Below are 17,486 nucleotides of genomic sequence, written 5' to 3'. Positions count from 1 at the left end.
CAATGTACACTTAAAGCAAATGTACAACAATATTTAAGAATGAGAAAACCAATTCTTTTAACATGACAGAATAAGGGAACGGATTCAAGGATTTTTATGGATTCCCCAATAAATGAGGAGTTTACACCATGGATAATTGGATAGATGCCGCGCGTCTTACGGTTATCGTAGGGCACTTTGGCAGCGGCAAAACGGAACTTGCCGTAAATATGGCAATGGCCTTGGCCGATAAAGGACATCCCTTTGCCTTGGCCGATTTAGACGTCGTAGACCCGTATTTTCGCTCACGCGAATGCCGGGATATGATAGAAGAACGGGGCGGCCGGCTCATAGCCAGCTCGCAGATGCATGTCGACGCCGACCTGCCGTCTATGCCGCCCGATGTATTTGCTTTGTTTGATAATCCTGAGTTATACGGCATTTTAGATATTGGCGGCGACCCGTCGGGAGCCAGAGTGCTGGCCCGCTATCGTCATGATCTTCAGCGATGCGGAGCTCGCGTGCTGTGTGTCGTCAATGCCAATCGGCCCTTATCGGATACGGCGGAAAAAGCCGAACGATATGTACGGGCCATTGAACAGTCGTCGGGCTTGAAAATCGATGGCCTGATCAACAATACGCACTGCTGCCAGCTGACAGACGTCGAAGACGTCGTTGCCGGCGCGAAGATGGCCCAGGAAGTATCGGTATTAACCGGAATCCCCGTAGTCTGCCACGCTGTCCCCCTGCATTTGGCAGATCGGGTTTCGGATTTAGTATATCCTGTATTCCCTATGCAGTTGTACATGAAGAAACCTTGGGAATGACACCCGCAAAGAAAGGAGACGTAACACCTATGGCAATGCATTTGACTTTCAGAAAAGAGCGTTGTAAAGGATGCGGATTGTGCATCACCGTATGTCCCAAACAGATTCTGGCCTTAGAAGACGGCACGAATATTAAGGGCTACCGGCCGGCACACTGCACGGATGAATCGCTCTGCATCGGCTGCGCAAGCTGCGCAAGAATTTGCCCGGATTCGATCATTACTATTGAAAAGGACTAACAAAGAGGAGTGTGAACTGTTCCATGAAAAGAGAAATTTGGAAGGGCAGTGAAGCTATAGCTGAAGCCGCAATTCGTGCAGGCTGTCGCGGTTTCTTCGGATATCCCATTACCCCGCAGAATGAAATCCCTGAATATATGTCGCTGAGAATGCCTCAGGTAGGCGGCGTGTTCGTACAGGCTGAATCGGAAGTAGCAGCTATCAACATGGTATACGGCGCGGCCGGCTCCGGCGTTCGCGCTATGACGTCCTCGTCGTCTCCGGGCGTCAGCCTGAAACAGGAAGGCATCAGCTACGCCGCAGGCGCACAGCTGCCGGCGGTTATCGTCAACGTCATGCGCGGCGGCCCGGGCCTCGGCTCCATCCAGCCGTCCCAGGCAGACTATTTCCAGGCAACCCGCGGCGGCGGCAACGGCGACTATCGTACGCCGGTCCTGGCTCCGGCCAACCTGCAGGAAGCCGTTGACCTCGTACAGGAAGCCTTCGATATTGCCGATCAGTACCGCACGCCTGTCGTCGTCCTGGCAGACGGCCTCATCGGCCAGATGATGGAACCGATCGTATGGAAAGAACACAAACAGCGTCCCCTGCCGCCGAAAGACTGGGCATCGAGCGGACGCGGCGACCGTGACCACAACAACTTCATCAACTCCCTGCTCATCGACGCCCCGTCGTGCGAAAAGCACAACGAAGAGCTGCTGAAGATTTACGCAGAAATCGAAAAGAACGAAGTACGCTGGGAAGAAATCATGCTGGAAGACGCAGAGCTGGTCTTCACGGCCTATGGCACGCCGGCCCGTATTGCCATTACCGTTGCGGAAAACCTGCGTAAGAAAGGCATCAAAGCCGGCGTATTCCGCCCGATTACGCTGTGGCCGTTCCCGTATGCCCGCCTGAGAGAAATTGCCGAACAGGCATCGGTTAAGGTATTCCTGGATGTAGAAATGAGCGCCGGCCAGATGGTCGAAGACGTCAAGCTTGCCGTCGGCGACCGGAAACCGATCGATTTCTATGGCCGGTTGGGCGGCATGATCCCGACCGTTTCGGAAATCGAAGCCAAGGCAGAAGCAGTCATGGGGGAGGTAAAATAATATGAAGACTATATATGCAAAGTCCAAAGGCTTGCAGGATACCGAATTACATTACTGCCCCGGCTGCAGCCACGGTATCGTGCATAAATTAATTGCGGAAACGCTGGAAGAAATGGATGCGATCAAGACGGCTATCGGCGTATGCCCCGTAGGCTGCTCCGTATTCGCCGGCAACTACTTTGCCTGCGATATGCTGGAAGCCGCTCACGGCCGTGCGCCTGCCGTAGCGACGGGCGTAAAACGCACCCATCCGAACGTCCCCGTCTTCACCTATCAGGGCGACGGCGACCTGGCATCCATCGGCGCGGCAGAAATCGTACACGCTGCCATGCGCGGTGAAAAATTCACGACGATCTTCATCAACAACGCAATCTACGGCATGACGGGCGGCCAGATGGCTCCGACGACCCTGATTGGCCAGCGCGCTACGACGGCTCCCTTGGGCCGTACGGTAGAACAGGCGGGCAAACCGATGCGCGTAGCAGAAATGCTGTCGACATTGGACGGCCTCGTCTATGCAGAACGCGTCTGCGTTGTCGATATTCCACACTTGATGAAAGCGAAAAAGGCGATTAAGAAAGCCTTTGAACGTCAGATGAACGGCGACGGATTTACCTTTATCGAAGTATTAGCCGCCTGCCCGACGAACTGGGGTATGGATATTCATGAAGCAAACAAGTGGCTCATGGAAAATATGGCTACGTACTATCCTCTTGGCGTAATTAAAGATGCGGAGGTGCAATAATATGAAACACGAAGTCATACTCTCCGGTTTTGGCGGCCAGGGCGTCATGTCTATCGGTAAAAACCTTGTAGAAGCAGGGGTAGAAGAAGATCTGCAGGTTTCATGGGTGCCCTCGTACGGCCCGGAAATGCGCGGCGGCACGGCGAACTGTACGGTTATTTTGAGCGATGAACGCATTGGTTCCCCGTTGGTAGAATATCCGTCGGAAGTCGTGGTCATGAACCGCGCGGCATTGGCAAAATTCGGCCCGCACGTACAAAAAGGCGGCATTATGTTCATCAACAGCAGCATTGTGCCGGACAAGGTAGACCGTGACGACGTCAAGGTATACTATGTACCGTGCGACGACATTGCCCGCGAACTGGGCAATCCCAAGGTCAGCAACATGGTTATGCTCGGCGCATACGTAGCGGCTACGAAGGTGCTGAAAGTAGAAACCATCGAGAACATGATCCATGAAATGTTCACGGGCAAGAAAGCAAAGCTCGTTCCGCTGAACATGGAAGCCTTAAAACGCGGTATTGCCTGCGTAGAAGGATAAGGAACGCTAGACTATAATTACATAGCAGAAAACCTTTTTGCGGGTTTCTAATAACAGGAAAATCCCGGTACTGTTTGCATAGCAGCACCGGGATTTTCTTTTTTCTGATTAATGAGAGATATACCTGTTGAGAAGTTTGATTGTCGGTTTGATCTTTATCATCGGCATCACTATTATTGAAAGGATTTGTCGATACGGTTACGGCCATCAGCCAGTTTGATCCTATTTGGGAATGAAAAAACAGGGCAGCGGCTGCGCGTCGCTGTCCTGTTTTGCTGCGGGATGTTATTCTTTGATTGGCCGCGCTTGCGATTGGGCGATGGCTGCGATTTCTTCAGCCGGAATGCCTGTAATTTGGGAAATGGTTTCATAAGGAAAGCCTTTTTGGAGCATGGACAGGACGATGCGATGCCGCTCTTGTTCCTGTCCTTCTTTTCGTCCTTCTTCCAAGCCTTCTTCGCGGCCCTTTTCGATGTTGTACATCATGGAAATGTAGTCGCGCCGCGCTTTTTCTTGAATTTCGTATTTACGGCGCAGCTTTTCATCCTGAGTAAAATGCATTTCGCAGTTCATCGCTTCTTTGATGGCCGGTTCGCTCATGGCTAACACCTCCCGTTGTTCGTCGCTGCATTGATGAGAAAAGTAAGCGATCCATTGTTCAGACTTGCGCAATTTTCGAATGTCTCCGATGCGTATTTTTTCCAGCTCGATAAAATGCATTTCCAAATCGCCGATGAGGATGTCGTGGGTTTCATCGTTGTGTACGTGGTAGGAGTGATGACACGTCGTATACTGCTCAAAGGCGTTAAAGTCCATCAAGTTGATGGAAATGGCCGGCATCAGGCTGCGGTAGGGCGCGCCTTTATGAAGTGCGCCGCTGTACATTCTTGCCCAGTAGTATAAGGAACGGCGGGCCATATCGGGGTCCTTGCAGACCTGCACTTCGATATTGACCTGAGAGCCGTCATTCATTCGGGCCCGTATGTCGAGGACAGACACCTTGCCGGCTTCGGTGATGGGCGTCAATTCCTTATCCAGAAATTCTAAATCAGTAAACAGGTCGTTTCCCGTTCGGTTTAAGATGCCGTTGATAAAGCTCAGGGTCAGCGATTTTTTCTTCTCATCGCCGAGGAGATATTTGAAAAATACGTCGTTGAGTCTGTTGAGTTCTCGCGTCATGGGAACCTCCTTAAACATATTGTATCACGGTTTTTTTATTCCATATAGAGGCGCGGCCTTTCTCATATAGCATAAGAATCTATAGGAGCGCCGATAAAAAAAGCCCCGCGGTGTCCTGGCAGGGCAGGATATTTCGCGGGGCTAGGAAAGCCGAAGGGAGTGCTTACGGTCGCGCGTCAAAACCAAACGGCTTTGTCTAAGGCTTTGACTTGGCCGGTCGTTACGGTATGGACTTCGGGAATGGCGTCCATGTCGGTGAAGATGCACAGGCAGGCGTCAGACGGGGCGTTCTGCTTGATGAATTCGTCGTCGAATTCCATGAGCTTGTCGCCTTGCTTGACTTCCTGACCGTCTTCCACGAAGACCGTAAAGCCCTGGCCGTTTAATTTGACCGTATCGATGCCGATGTGGAGAAGGTATTCGACTCCGTCGGCTGTGGTCATGCCGATGGCGTGCTTCGTGTCGAAGACGAAGGTGACTTCGCCGTCGGCCGGAGCATAGACCGTGTTTTCCGTCGGATAGACGAAGAATCCGTCGCCGGTCATCTTGCCGGCAAAGGCTTCGTCGGGAGCGTCGGTAATGGGATGCAGCTCTCCCGTAAAGGGCGAGTTGAAGTACGTTTTTTCAGCCGGATTTTCTGGATTTGCCGGAGCGGCTTCGGGAGCTTCCTCCGTGGCGGTTATTGTCTGTGGTTCCGGCGCCTGCATAGGCGCTTCTTCTTCCGCCTCGACGTCCGGCGCCGTTTCGAGATATGTTTCCAGATTGGCTTTGATGACGGCGACCTGCGGGCCGTATACGACCTGTACGCCCGTCCCTTTTTTGATGACGCCGACGGCTCCTGTCGCTTTCAGGAGGGCGTCGTTGACGAGGGACGAATCGGCGACGGAGCAGCGGAGCCGCGTAGCGCAGCAGTCTACGGCGGTGATATTTTTCTTGCTGCCCAGGGCGCGGGCGATGGTCTGGCTCAGGGCGTCGACGACGGGAGCTCCGTCGGAGTCGCCGCCTTTAGCCGCCGCTTTGCGGGCATTGACGTCGGCCTTGGTGAACAGCTTCGTTTCCGTGTCGTCGTCTTCGCGGCCCGGCGTCTTAAAGTCGAATTTCTTGATGAGGAAGGTGAAGATGAAATAGTACAGGAAGAAATAGACGACGCCTACGGGGATGATGTACATCCAGTTCGTCTTATCCTCGCCCTGGAGAATACCGAAGATAAACAGGTCGAGGAGGCCGCCGGAGAAGGTCAGGCCTACGGCGATATTCAGCATGTGGGCGATCATGTAGGCTGCGCCGGCCAGGATGACCTGCACGTAAAACAGCAGGGGCGCAACGAAGAGGAAGGAAAATTCAATAGGTTCCGTAATCCCCGTGAGCATAGATGTCAGGGCTGCTGACAGCAGGAGGCCGCCGGCTACCTTTTTCTTTTCCGGCTTTGCCGTGCGGTACATCGCCAGGGCCGCGCCGGGAAGCCCGAAGATCATGAATATGAATTCGCCGGAGAAATACCGCGTCGCGTCGGCGCTGAAGTGGGTGACATTCGGCGACGCCAGCTGGGCGAAGAAGATATTCTGGCCGCCCTGGACGAGGTTGCCGTCAATCATCATAGAACCGCCGACGCCGGTTTGCCAGAAGGGCAGATAGAAGACGTGGTGCAGGCCGAAGGGAATGAGGGCCCGCTTGATGATGCCGAAAATCAGGGTGCCGATATAGCCCGTGCCGGTGACGAGGCCGCCGAGGGCGAAGATGCCGTTTTGTACGACAGGCCATACGAAGCACATGGCGATGCCGACGAACATGTAGACGACGGTGGAAACAATCGGGATGAAGCGGGAGCCGCCGAAGAAGGACAAGGCGTTGGGCAGGACGATTTTATGATAGCGGTTGTGGAGCCAGGCGACGCCCAGGCCGACGATGATGCCGCCGAATACGCCTTCCTGCAGGGACAAGATGCCGCAGACATCGGCAATCGTACCTTCGAGAATACCGTCGGCAATAGAGCCGTCCGGCAGGATTTGTCCCGACAATTTCAATACGGCGTTCGTAGAGGCGTGCATGACAAAGAAGGAAATCATAGCCGCTAAGGCTGCGACTTCCTTTTCTTGCTTCGCCATGCCGATGGCGACGCCGACGGCAAAGATGATCGGCAGGTTGCCGAAGATGACGTTGCCGGCGCTGCTCATGACGGTGAGCAGCGAGTGCAGGAGCGTGCCGTTGCCGAGGGCGCCTTCCAGGCCGTAGGTCTGAATGGTCGTTGCGTTCGTGAAGGACGCGCCGATGCCGAGGAGTAGACCGGCAATAGGCAGGATGGCGACCGGCAGCATGAAGCTTCGGCCGATGGCCTGCAGCACGCTGAAAACTTGGTCTTTCATACGGATTCCTCCTTGGAATAGGGATATAAAAAATGACAGAAATATCTACGCGGCCGTGCGGCTGCGAGGATGACAATATCGTGTTTATTGTATCATATTCCATGAAACCTTTTCTATATGCTGAAGATATTTAGGCATGAGAAAACAGCAGCGACTCTGCGGGAATCGCTGCTGTTTTCGTTTTATATGTTAGAGAGGTATGAATGAACTTGAAAAGAGATTTGTTATGCCTGCGCGGCGGCCTGGCCCAGCGCGGCGCATTCTTCGGCGTTGTCCGGCGTTTCATTGACGATGGCCGTGCCGATGACGACAGCGCCGGCGTCTTCCGTGCGCTGTTTCCACACGTCCATCCATTCGCCCGTGCCCCAGCCGTAGGAGCCGAACAGGCCTACTTTTTTACCCTTTAATTTTGGCAGAAGCTCTGCGAAGAACGGCTCGACGATCGTTTCTTCCAGCACTTCCGCGCCCATAGCCGGGCAGCCCAGCAAAATAACGTCCTTCGATGCAACGGCATCTACACTTGTATCTTCGAAACGAACCGATTCTACATCGGCGCCGGCAGCTTTGACGGCTGCTTCGATTTCCTGCGCCATGGCTTCTGTGTTGCCAGTGCCGCTCCAATATACGATTTCTACCATTATAAATTCCTCCTTATGCTACGATGAGTGATTCTAACGTTGTCCCAACGGCAAATCTGTTTATGTAGTCTTCCCGGCAGCAGCTGAACATTCGGAATATACGGGACGCTTTGTCGGCATCGCCGTAGACCTTCCAGTCGCCGCAGATTTTGGCGTGGTTCCCCTTGTGGGTAATGAAGCCGCATACATCTTCTAAGGGATATCCGAGAAAAATCCCGGACTCATGGGGAAAACAACCGCCTTCGCGGAACCGGTCGGCCAGGTGGTCCAGCATGTGCTCCAGGACATCGTCGGCGGCGTAGCCGTACTGCGTTAAAAAGGCCATGACGGCCTGATTCTGCACGTAGGACGCGACCATTGCCGGTCTGTATACATATAACAGGGTGCGTTTGGGACAGGCGTACAATATGCGGAAGTGAAGACCTTTTTGGTTATACATATGATTGTATTTATCAATTAATTTTTCGTAATCTGTTCGAGATTCCAAGCGGGGGAGGCAGAGAAGCGAGCCCATCTTTAATCCCGCTAAGGTAGGCGAACAGTGATTGACTAATATAGCATCGATATTCATGCGCATCCTCCGTTTCGTCATTTGATGACTATATCATACCAATAATGAAAGTAAATGTCAATATATAAATGATATATTTTTTCAATATTAAACAAGGAAAAGGATGGCGGATAGCTATCTGCGTCGCGAGAGTATATAATAAAGTAAAGCGCAGTATCTGCGCTGGAAGGAGGAATTTGCATGACACAGGAAACGACAGCCGTCGACACAAGCTGGTGCTTTGGCTGCGGAAAAGAGAATCCTATTGGGTTAAAATTAGATATGAAAGAAATAGACGGCGTGTGGACGGCCTACTTTACGTCGAAGAAAGAGCACGAAAGCTACGGCGACCGCATGCACGGTGGGCTGACGAGCACCTTGCTAGACGAAGTCATGGGTGACTGCGTGTTCCGCAAGGCCGGTAAGCCTGCTTATACGGCGAAGCTGGAAATCCGCTTCCGCAGCGCCGTACGCATCGGCGAAACGGTCAAGGTAGAGGGCTGGATTACGTCGCGCCGGGGCCGGCTGGTCACGGCAGAAGGGCGCGTCGTCCACGAAGACGGCTCTGTCGCTGCTGAAAGCTCGGCGAAGATGATGCTGGCGAAATAAGCGCGGCAGAAAGGAGGCGCCTATGCCTGTCAATTCCTTTGAAACCTATCCCATGTCCTGGAAGCCGGCATGGAGTAAGGAACGGCCCCTGTACCAGTCGCTGGCGAAGCGTCTGGAAGACGACATCCGCTCCGGCGCGCTGCTGCCGGGGACGAAGCTGCCGCCGCAGCGGGAGCTGGCCGATTTTTTGGATATCAACGTCAGCACTGTGTCGCAGGCCTTCCGCATCTGTTCGGATAAGGGCCTGCTGACCAGCGTGATCGGCAGCGGAACCTTTGTGGCCTACGATGCCATGACGAATTTGTCCCTCGCTCCGGACGGGACGGAGCCACTGATCGAGCTGGCCTCGATGATGCCGGAGACGATCGCCGTCGACGGCGTCGTCGCGTCGCTGCAATCCATGCTGGCGGAAGAAAAGGCGCCTTCATTCTTTCAATACGGCTGCAGCAGCGCGGCGTGGCGCAGACTGGCCGCCTTGGACTTGCTGCGTCGTGCCGGTGCGGTGGGAGAGCACGGGGCTGTCACGGCGGCGAACGGCGGGCAAAACGCCATTGTCGCTTCCCTTCTAGCCCTGTGCCGTCCCGGCGACCGGCTGGGCGTAGACCCTCTCGTGTATTCCGGACTCAAGCAGGCCGCCAGGCTGCTGGGCGTGCGGCTGGTTCCCGTCACGCAGGAACAGGGCGAAATGAGCGCCGACGGCGTTCGCTATGCCGTGCAGAATCACCAGATCAAGGGGTTGTACGTCGTGCCGGATTTTCAAAATCCGACGGCTCACGTCATGAGCGAACAAGGCCGCCGCACGATAGCCCAGATTGCCGAAGACGAAGGGCTGTTTATCATCGAAGACGGCGTGGCCCGGCTCATGGCCGCTGATCCGCTGCCGACGATTCAGTCCCTGGCTCCGGAGAGAACCTTTTTTATCCTCAGCCTGTCGAAGGTACTGCTGCCGACGCTGCGCATGGCCTATATCCTCTGCCCTCCGGCCTATGCCGGTACGCTGCAGGACATCGTGCAGAGCCTGCACCTATCGCAGTCGGAACTGCTGGCAGAGCTGACGGCCCGCCTTCTCGTGTCCGGCGCAGCGGAGGCGCTGATTGCAGCCCGTCGTGAAGGGGCTGCCCGAAGGAATGCCATTGCCGAGGAAATCCTACAGGGATATACGCTCTTAGGAAGCTCGGAGTGTCTGAGCCGCTGGCTGGTCCTGCCGGAAGGACTGACGGGGACGCAGGCAGAAGCCGAGGCGAGACGGCGCGGCGTAGCCGTATATGGCGACGCCCACTTTGCCGTCGGGCCTGCGAGCCGGCAGCACGGCCTGCGCCTGGCTGTGACTGCTCCGGCTGATGACGATGAATTGGCCGAAGGGCTGCGGCGTTTGAAAGCCATGCTGGACGATTGGCGCCCGTAATTGTATGCCATACAATTCTCTCATTGTATGGAAATTTCTCCTATGCTATGATGAATCTGTAAAGACAGTACAGAGAATGCAAAGGAGGGCTATATGATGAAATGTTATGTTGTCGACGCCTTTACGAAAGAAGTGTTTAAGGGAAATCCGGCGGCAGTCTGCGTCCTCGATTCGTGGATATCGGACGAACTCATGCAGCGCATCGCCATGGAAAACAACCTGTCTGAAACGGCTTTTACCGTCAAGGAAGGCGACGCTTACCGCCTGCGCTGGTTTACGCCGGGCGGCGAAATCGACTTGTGCGGCCATGCCACGCTGGCGACGGCTTACGTGCTGGCTCATTTCGTAGCGCCGGAAGAACAGGTATTCCGCTTTCAGACGATGAGCGGCGAATTGGTCGTCTCACGGGACGGCGAACGGCTGTCCATGGACTTTCCGGCTTATGAGATGAAGGAAATCCCCGTGACGGACGCCATGGCGGCGGTCATCGGCGCGCGGCCTGCGGCGGCGTATATGGGACGGGACTTGGTATGTGTCTTGCCGGCAGAAGACGACGTGCGGCAGGCGATGCCCGATATGGAAGCCATGAAATCCTTAGACGGCCTGCTGCTGCACATTACGGCCCAAGGGACAGACTACGACTGTGTGAGCCGCAGCTTCGCGCCGAAGCTCAACGTCGCCGAAGACCCGGTCTGCGGCTCCGGCCACTGCCACATCGTGCCTATCTGGGCCAAGGCGCTGGGAAAAGATCACATCAAGGCCTATCAGGCGTCGAAACGAGGCGGCGAGCTGTACTGCCAACTTGACGGCAGCCGCGTGACCTTGGCAGGATACGCCTGCCTGTATTCCGTCGCGGAGCTGCACGTATAAATTAGGGGGATACAGGGACGCTGACGTACAGGATATACCATACCGGCAATGCCAGTAAGTATGCGCATTGCCGGTATGGTTCTTTTTTTAGAAGTATGTAAAAAGTCCTGTATTAGGGGGTGCGTAGGTTGCTAGTTGAGGACGTTTGTGCTATCCTAAAGTCATAAAGTATAGTATCATGAATACTTTATCAAAAATTTTTTTGAAAGGGTGGATACATATGAGACGTACGGAACTACGAAAGAAAGTGTTGTACGCGCTGGCTGTAGCGAGCGTAGCTACATTTGTTCACGGGGGTGGGGTGCCGACATACGCAATAGATGAGTCGGTTATTTTGCCGAATCAAACTGAAATTGGTACTATTGTAGCTAATAATGCCAATGATAATGATCCTTCAACGGGCGTATATATCTATGGTGTTACTGGCGGCAATGCGTATGTAGATAGCACGACGACACAATATGATGAATGGGATGGTACTACAGAAACTGTAGCAGGTGGGTTAAAAGGAACTGTAGAAAGCGTTAATAAAATTATTTCGGATTTAGGTGGACGTGCAGGTTTAGATCAATCTCTTATTGACGCTGTAGGAGATGTAAATACAGTACTTCAAAAGACAGAGAGCGCCAATGCGCAGACCGATACGGTTATCAATGAAGAAGAGACAGGATTACATCTGGAAAATTATGAAATTGATGCAGTACGGTATTATGGTGCTATCGGCGGCGATGTATCAGTTAATACTGGCTTGCAGGGAAGTGCTGCGATTGCTATTGGCGAAGATACTAAGGGAACTGAATTACTTAAAGAATCGGAAGATACAAGTATTGTCCGTAAAGGCAACATTCACAATACCATTAACAGCGGCTCCGTAATTGGCGGTATCGGCGGAAGTGCGGCGATAGCTCTTGGCAATATAAATGCAGAAGGGCAATATTCTAAAGAAATTTTCAATGGGATGATGACAGTAACTATTGACGCTGATATCGTATTGGACGGTAAAACATTAACAACCATTAATGGCGATGTTAATACAGACGCCGCTCCGAATGCAAATCTCATCGGTTGGACAAACGGCGGAACGGCGATTGGCTTAGGCGGAACGGCAGAATCGACGATTAACGGAGATACGGTACTTACGATTGACGGTACCGACCGCGCAGCTCATGAAGGCGCTTACGAAACGCCGGGTGCTGACGATATAGTACCTCAGCTTACGACGGCGTTAAACGTCATGAAAGGATCTAAGATCAATGCTATCGGCGTAGCCGGCGGCGGTACGGCTATGACGACTCTCGGCGGTACGGCGGAAAGCAGAGTCAACGGTACGACTACAATCGATATTAAGAATGCGACTGTCCTCGGTACTATCGGCGGCGGCATTGCCGGTTCTGTAGACGCTACAGGTGTGGCAGAAGAATTACTTGCTCCGGATAAACAACTCGGCAATAACGACGGCACGACTGGCTTCGGTATTGGACAGAATGCGGACGGTAGTTTTGGTATCTTGACTGGTAAAGATGAAGAAAACGCTATCGTCAAAGTTCAAGGAACGCATGTCAACGACGGCGGTACGGCGACGAGCACGACGGGCGATACGTATGTCAACATCAATGGCGACAGCACCGTCATCGGCGCTATTGGCGGCGGCATTGCCGCGGCTTCTCAGACCTATACGTATAGGGGTAATGATGCTACATATACGGGGGATCAGAAGCCGAATGTTAATGATGCGTGGGGCGCGTCCAATGCGACGGCGACGACCGGCCGGTCTCATATTACTGTCAATTTGCCTGACAGCCAGCTTAAGAGCGGCGACGGTTGGAGCGAGATTTCTAGTGCTGTCGGTGGTTTTGTTTCCGGTATCAAAAATAATACTACGCAGGCCGATTCTCTGGCAGCCCTTGACGGTAAAGGAGGCGTATTCGGCATCTTCGGCGGCGGCGTAGCCGTCGGACAGGGCAGCCTTCGCGGTACTCTCAGCGAAGGAAACGGCGCGACGGCTATTGCTAATACGGCCGGTTCGGATATTAACCTCAAGCAAGGCTATGCGGCGGCTGTCTTTGGCGGCGGTGGTGCTGTGGCTATCAATAATGCCCGTGCGGAAGCTAACATGACTGACGACGTCAATATCGTGACGGGAAGCGATATGACGACAGTCGGCATTTTTGGCGGCGGTACAGCTATCAGCATGGAAGGCGAAGCCGGTACGGACGGCTACAAAGCGGCTGCGTCGGAAACGCTGGCCCAGAGCAACGTACAGACTGTCAACATCGTCAATAACGGCGATACGGACGGCATCTTCGGCGGCGGTATGGCTATCGGCAATTCCCTCCGCAACGGCGGCACGGAAGGCGTCGACGATGCTGTAACGCATGTCGATACGGCGAATATTACCGTCAATGGCGGGACCGTATCGAACCTTGATATGAACGCCTTTATGAAGGCTTTGAAAAATGATAATGAAAACGGCTGGGCTCAATGGAGCGTCCTCGGCTTCAACGCCAGCGGCGCTATGGTAGACGCTCGAGGCATCATGAATGAAACGTCTATCGCCGCAGGCGGCCTCGGTATGGGCATGTCCGGTAAAGACGAAGTTGAAACGGCCAATATTACTGTCAACGGCGGTACGGTCGAAAAAGATATTCTCGGCGGCGGTATTGCTGTTGACAACCTTGGTGACAAAGGCGGTGCTCATGTCGGCACGAGCACCATTACCTTGAACGGCGGCGAAGTTAGAGGCAGCGTATATGCCGGCGGTGCAGTCAATGGCACGACACCGAATCTTGTAAATGGTAAGGTTGATTCAAATGGTGTAACCCATGGTTATGATGCATCTAAGACATCGTCTACGGTAGATACTGCGACGGTTATTCTGAACGGCGCGGCTGTAACGGGCGAAATTTCCGGCCAGGGGTACAAATTGACGACGGAATACAGCCAGAAAGATAATTATAACCCGTATTATAATGGCAACCAGGTAACGTATACGAAAGATAGTGACGGCGACGGCGTAAACGACGTATACGAAAGCGTCGGCGAAAGTACGCTCGTTTTGACAGGAACCAATACGTTATCGCCTTTGGATACGATGAAAGGTTCGTATACGAGTAGCAGCAAGATTCATGATTTTGACAACGTCAACGTCGCGGCAAACAGCGTAACGAAACTCGATAATTCTGTAAAACCGGGTACGACAGCTCTTATCGACGGCGGCACGGTTACTGTCGACAGCACCGCACGCCTCGACATCAGCGCCCTCGACAAGACGGGCAGCCCGGCATACAATATTGCTGCTAATTACAACGAAGGCAGTACGTTCTGGTCTGACGACAACCTCGTGTACGACCGCATGGCGGCTTATGCGACAAGCAATGCGACGGCCGGCGGTGCAGGAAGCTTGTATACGATTACGTACGACACGATCAATGAAACGAACTGGAAAGATGCGGCTGACAGCATGGGCAAAGCTTTGAACGCCGGCCCCGTACAATCTCTTGTCGACCAAGGCATGAAGTTGGGTTGGGATACGAATAAGGGTATTTCTGAAGGGGCGCGCGATTACTTCCGCGATTGGATGTATAACCCGAACATGAACGCCGCCTTCGGCCGCGGCATGATGATCGGCGAAGACAGCGCCGTGACGGGCAATACGGTTTCTGTCGCCCGCGACGTAGCCGACGAAGTATCCCAGCACTTGTCCTTTACGGAAGATTTCGTGCAGGATCACGACTCGATTTATGGCGACGATAATATCTGGGCGAAATACATTCACAACAAGTTTGAAACGGATGGCATGAGCAGCAGCTTCGGCGATATTACGGCTGACAACGATTACAACGGCGTCATCGTCGGCTACGACTTCAACCAGAGCGGCAAGCTTCAGAGCGGCGTAGCCATCCACTACGGCCACGGCGACGGCACGGGCAGCTTCTCGCGCAACGACTACGACGCCTGGGGCGTTTCCCTGTACGGCGCGCTGAAAGACGAAGAAGCGGGCACGAACCTCATGGCCGACATCGGCTACACCAAGACGAGCAACGATATTACGGGCACCATCGCCGGCAAAGACCTGACGGCTGACCGCGATCTGACGGCCTGGACCATCGGCGTCCGGGGCGAAAAGGAATTTGTTTCCGGCAGAAACCAGATCGTACCGTACGTAGGCCTCCGCTACATGAACGTCGATCCTTCGTCGTATACGTCGTACTACAACGGCAAGAAGGCCTTTGAATACGACGCCGACAAGCAGGATATTTGGATGGTTCCCCTGGGTGTCAGCTTCCGCAACGAAACGAAGATCGGCAGCGGCTGGCGCATTACGCCGAAGCTGGACGTAGCGTACATCTGGGCCTTCGGCGATACGGATAATGAAGTGGACGTCAACATGGCCGGCGCATCGGCTCCGCTGTACTACACGGTTATGGACGACGGCAGCTGGCTGGCGTCTCTGGGCATTGATGCGTCCCACGGCGCATGGACCTTCGGCGCAGGCTACGCCTACCAGAAGGGCGACGACACGAAGAACAACAAATGGTATGTCAACGCCGGCTTTGCCTTCTAATTTCATCTCTTTGCATTACAAAACAGCGTCTTTTTCGGAAGACGCTGTTTTTATATTGTGTATGTGTTTTTAGTATGCTATGATGAAGACAGTGCATAAGATGGAGCAAAATAGGAAATGTCAGGAGGGATATACGTGGATAGAACGGATATGATGCACGTCATGTATGATAAGAAGGGGCCGGCCGTAGCCAAGCGCTTTGCCGCCCGGGGCTTTGAGGCCGTGTATTGCCCGACGAAGGAAGCGGCCCTGCAGACGGCCTTGTCCTATATTCCGGCGGATCACGTCGTGTCGTGGGGCGGCTCGGCGTCCATCGACGATATCGGACTGCGGCCCTACGTGCTGGAGCATTACGCCGTCATCGACAGGGATAGGGCCAAGACGCCGGAAGAACGGGTGGAACTCATGCGCAGGGCCTTGCTGTGCGACACCTTCCTCATGGGGACCAATGGGGCAACAGAAGACGGCCAGCTCATCAACATCGACGGCAACGGCAACCGCGTCGCCGCCTTGTCCTACGGGCCGAAGCAGGTTCTAGTCATCGTCGGCATGAACAAGGTCTGTCCCACTGTCGAATCGGCTATGGCCAGAGCCCGCTCGACGGCGGCGCCGATCAACATCAATCGTTTTGCCGGCTCAGACACGCCGTGTTACAAGACAGGCATGTGCACCCATTGTACGACGACAACCAGCGTCTGCGCCCAGCTGCTGCGCACGCGCATCTGCCGCCCTGCCGGCCGCATCAAGGTCATCCTGGTCGGCGAAAATTTAGGATACTAATCGTATAGGGGGATTGTACTATGGAAATGAAATTATTTGACAACTGGAAGGATATTCCGACGATTCATCTGGACCTCATGGACCGCAAGATTTTCACGGGCAAGAACGTCATGCTCGTGCGCAATGAAGTGCATCCGAAGACGACGATGCCGGCTCACAGCCATCGGCACGAACAGCTGCTGTACGTAGAGTCGGGAGCCTGCGACGTCATTACAGACGGCCAGGTACAGCATCTGGAAGCCGGCGGCGTAGCCTGGTTTCCGTCCAATGCGGAACACAGCGTCGTCAATACGGAAGACGTACCCCTCGTCGTCTTCGATATTTTCACGCCGATCCGCGAAGATTTCCTGAAATAAGAAACGCATATAAAAAAGACGGTACTGCCGGAAATCGCGGTACCGTCTTTTTTTAGCATAGAATAAATCAGTTGTGTTCCGTTGCTAGGGCCTGCTTCAGGGCTTTGGCGAACTGGTCGGGACAGGACGTGGGCTTGCCGCCGCACTGGATGCCTTCGAGGCGCTGGATTACGTCAGACGCGTCCATGCCTTCGACGAGGCGGCTGATGCCCTGCAAGTTGCCGGGACAGCCGCCGATAAAGCGGACGTTTTTGACGACGCCGCCGTCTAGATCAAAAAAGATTTGCTGGGAGCATACTCCCGCAGGGGTATAGCTGTACATGACCGAGGCCTCCTTATTTCTTCACTAATGCCAGGATGCTTTCCTTGGGATGGACGCCGACGAGGCGGCCTATTTCCGCGCCGTCCTTAAAGGCGACGAGGGTCGGGATGAGTTCGATTTGAAACTGCGACGCCAGTTCCCGCTGTTCGTCTACGTTTACCTTGCCGACCTTGATTTGGGGCTGTTCTTCGGCGATTTCATCGACGACGGGCGAAAGCATTTGGCACGGCCCGCACCAGGCGGCCCAGAAATCGACGAGGACGACGCCCTGGGCCGAGAGGATTTCCTGCTGAAAATTCGCTGCTGTAATCGTAGTTACTGCCATATATATCACTCCTTGGGATAGATTTTTCAAAGACATCTATAGTATACCAAAAAAGGATGGATTTGACAAATATATATCTGTTCAGGCCGGTAAAAGTAAGATA

General features: G+C 53.9%; 17 protein-coding genes. 11 read left to right on the top strand and 6 right to left on the bottom strand.

All coding sequences use genetic code 11. The features are described from left to right. Positions 1-128: 128 nt before the first annotated feature. Genes OCV58_RS01520 through OCV58_RS01500 form a run of 5 tightly spaced genes read left to right on the top strand, consistent with a single transcriptional unit; the run spans position 129 to position 3,422 of the window. Positions 129-806: a hypothetical protein gene (locus OCV58_RS01520; RefSeq protein ID WP_087477303.1), complete on the top strand. Its 678-nt coding sequence runs from the start codon at positions 129-131 to the stop codon at positions 804-806. 29 nt (positions 807-835) lie between these two features. Continuing rightward, positions 836-1,045, top strand: a complete 210-nt coding sequence (locus tag OCV58_RS01515) for a ferredoxin family protein (protein ID WP_087477304.1) — start codon at positions 836-838, stop codon at positions 1,043-1,045. Between the two features lie 23 nt (positions 1,046-1,068). Then, positions 1,069-2,136, top strand: a complete 1,068-nt coding sequence (locus tag OCV58_RS01510) for a 3-methyl-2-oxobutanoate dehydrogenase subunit VorB (RefSeq protein ID WP_087477305.1) — start codon at positions 1,069-1,071, stop codon at positions 2,134-2,136. A gap of 1 nt (position 2,137) precedes the next feature. Then, positions 2,138-2,881 carry a thiamine pyrophosphate-dependent enzyme gene (locus tag OCV58_RS01505; RefSeq protein ID WP_087477306.1) on the top strand — a complete coding sequence of 248 codons (744 nt, stop codon included), beginning with the start codon at positions 2,138-2,140 and terminating at the stop codon, positions 2,879-2,881. A 1-nt stretch (position 2,882) separates the two neighbouring features. Beyond that, a complete protein-coding gene (locus OCV58_RS01500) occupies positions 2,883-3,422 on the top strand; it encodes a 2-oxoacid:ferredoxin oxidoreductase subunit gamma family protein (protein WP_087477307.1) in 540 nt (179 codons plus the stop codon). A 285-nt stretch (positions 3,423-3,707) separates the two neighbouring features. Here OCV58_RS01500 and OCV58_RS01495 read toward each other — a convergent pair whose 3' ends face one another. From OCV58_RS01495 to OCV58_RS01480, 4 genes are all read right to left on the bottom strand, one after another. Further along, positions 3,708-4,601, bottom strand: a complete 894-nt coding sequence (locus OCV58_RS01495) for an Rpn family recombination-promoting nuclease/putative transposase (RefSeq protein WP_154876672.1) — start codon at positions 4,599-4,601, stop codon at positions 3,708-3,710. Between the two features lie 176 nt (positions 4,602-4,777). Then, positions 4,778-6,964 (bottom strand): PTS sugar transporter subunit IIABC, encoded by a 2,187-nt coding sequence (locus OCV58_RS01490; protein WP_154876671.1) that lies wholly within the window; start codon positions 6,962-6,964, stop codon positions 4,778-4,780. A 224-nt stretch (positions 6,965-7,188) separates the two neighbouring features. Next, positions 7,189-7,602 carry a flavodoxin gene (locus OCV58_RS01485; protein WP_087477310.1) on the bottom strand — a complete coding sequence of 138 codons (414 nt, stop codon included), beginning with the start codon at positions 7,600-7,602 and terminating at the stop codon, positions 7,189-7,191. A 13-nt stretch (positions 7,603-7,615) separates the two neighbouring features. Then, positions 7,616-8,173, bottom strand: coding sequence for a DUF3793 family protein (locus OCV58_RS01480; protein ID WP_154876670.1), 558 nt, complete (start codon positions 8,171-8,173; stop codon positions 7,616-7,618). 180 nt (positions 8,174-8,353) lie between these two features. Here OCV58_RS01480 and OCV58_RS01475 point away from each other — a divergent pair, with 180 nt between their 5' ends. The 6 genes from OCV58_RS01475 (at position 8,354) to OCV58_RS01450 (ending at position 16,736) form a co-directional block, all read left to right on the top strand. Next, positions 8,354-8,761 carry a PaaI family thioesterase gene (locus tag OCV58_RS01475; protein ID WP_154876669.1) on the top strand — a complete coding sequence of 136 codons (408 nt, stop codon included), beginning with the start codon at positions 8,354-8,356 and terminating at the stop codon, positions 8,759-8,761. 22 nt (positions 8,762-8,783) lie between these two features. Beyond that, complete coding sequence (locus OCV58_RS01470; RefSeq protein WP_154876668.1) at positions 8,784-10,166, top strand: aminotransferase-like domain-containing protein; 1,383 nt, start codon at positions 8,784-8,786, stop codon at positions 10,164-10,166. A gap of 93 nt (positions 10,167-10,259) precedes the next feature. Beyond that, positions 10,260-11,036 (top strand): PhzF family protein, encoded by a 777-nt coding sequence (locus tag OCV58_RS01465; protein ID WP_267312741.1) that lies wholly within the window; start codon positions 10,260-10,262, stop codon positions 11,034-11,036. A gap of 334 nt (positions 11,037-11,370) precedes the next feature. Beyond that, a complete protein-coding gene (locus OCV58_RS01460) occupies positions 11,371-15,600 on the top strand; it encodes an autotransporter outer membrane beta-barrel domain-containing protein (RefSeq protein WP_154876667.1) in 4,230 nt (1,409 codons plus the stop codon). A gap of 135 nt (positions 15,601-15,735) precedes the next feature. Next, positions 15,736-16,380 carry a lactate utilization protein gene (locus tag OCV58_RS01455; protein ID WP_154876666.1) on the top strand — a complete coding sequence of 215 codons (645 nt, stop codon included), beginning with the start codon at positions 15,736-15,738 and terminating at the stop codon, positions 16,378-16,380. 20 nt (positions 16,381-16,400) lie between these two features. Beyond that, a complete protein-coding gene (locus OCV58_RS01450) occupies positions 16,401-16,736 on the top strand; it encodes a cupin domain-containing protein (RefSeq protein ID WP_087477316.1) in 336 nt (111 codons plus the stop codon). A gap of 67 nt (positions 16,737-16,803) precedes the next feature. On the opposite strand, the gene OCV58_RS01445 is transcribed toward OCV58_RS01450, so the two are convergent. After that, positions 16,804-17,058 carry a TIGR03905 family TSCPD domain-containing protein gene (locus OCV58_RS01445; protein WP_087477898.1) on the bottom strand — a complete coding sequence of 85 codons (255 nt, stop codon included), beginning with the start codon at positions 17,056-17,058 and terminating at the stop codon, positions 16,804-16,806. Positions 17,059-17,071: 13 nt separating this feature from the next. After that, positions 17,072-17,383, bottom strand: coding sequence for a thioredoxin (trxA, locus tag OCV58_RS01440; protein WP_087477899.1), 312 nt, complete (start codon positions 17,381-17,383; stop codon positions 17,072-17,074). Between the last annotated feature and the right edge of the window lie 103 nt (positions 17,384-17,486).

Source organism: Megasphaera stantonii (assembly GCF_025567065.1).
Taxonomy (GTDB): domain Bacteria; phylum Bacillota; class Negativicutes; order Veillonellales; family Megasphaeraceae; genus Megasphaera; species Megasphaera stantonii.
The sequence above is the reverse complement of the archived record's forward strand: the minus strand, read 5'-3'. Positions and strand labels throughout refer to the sequence as shown.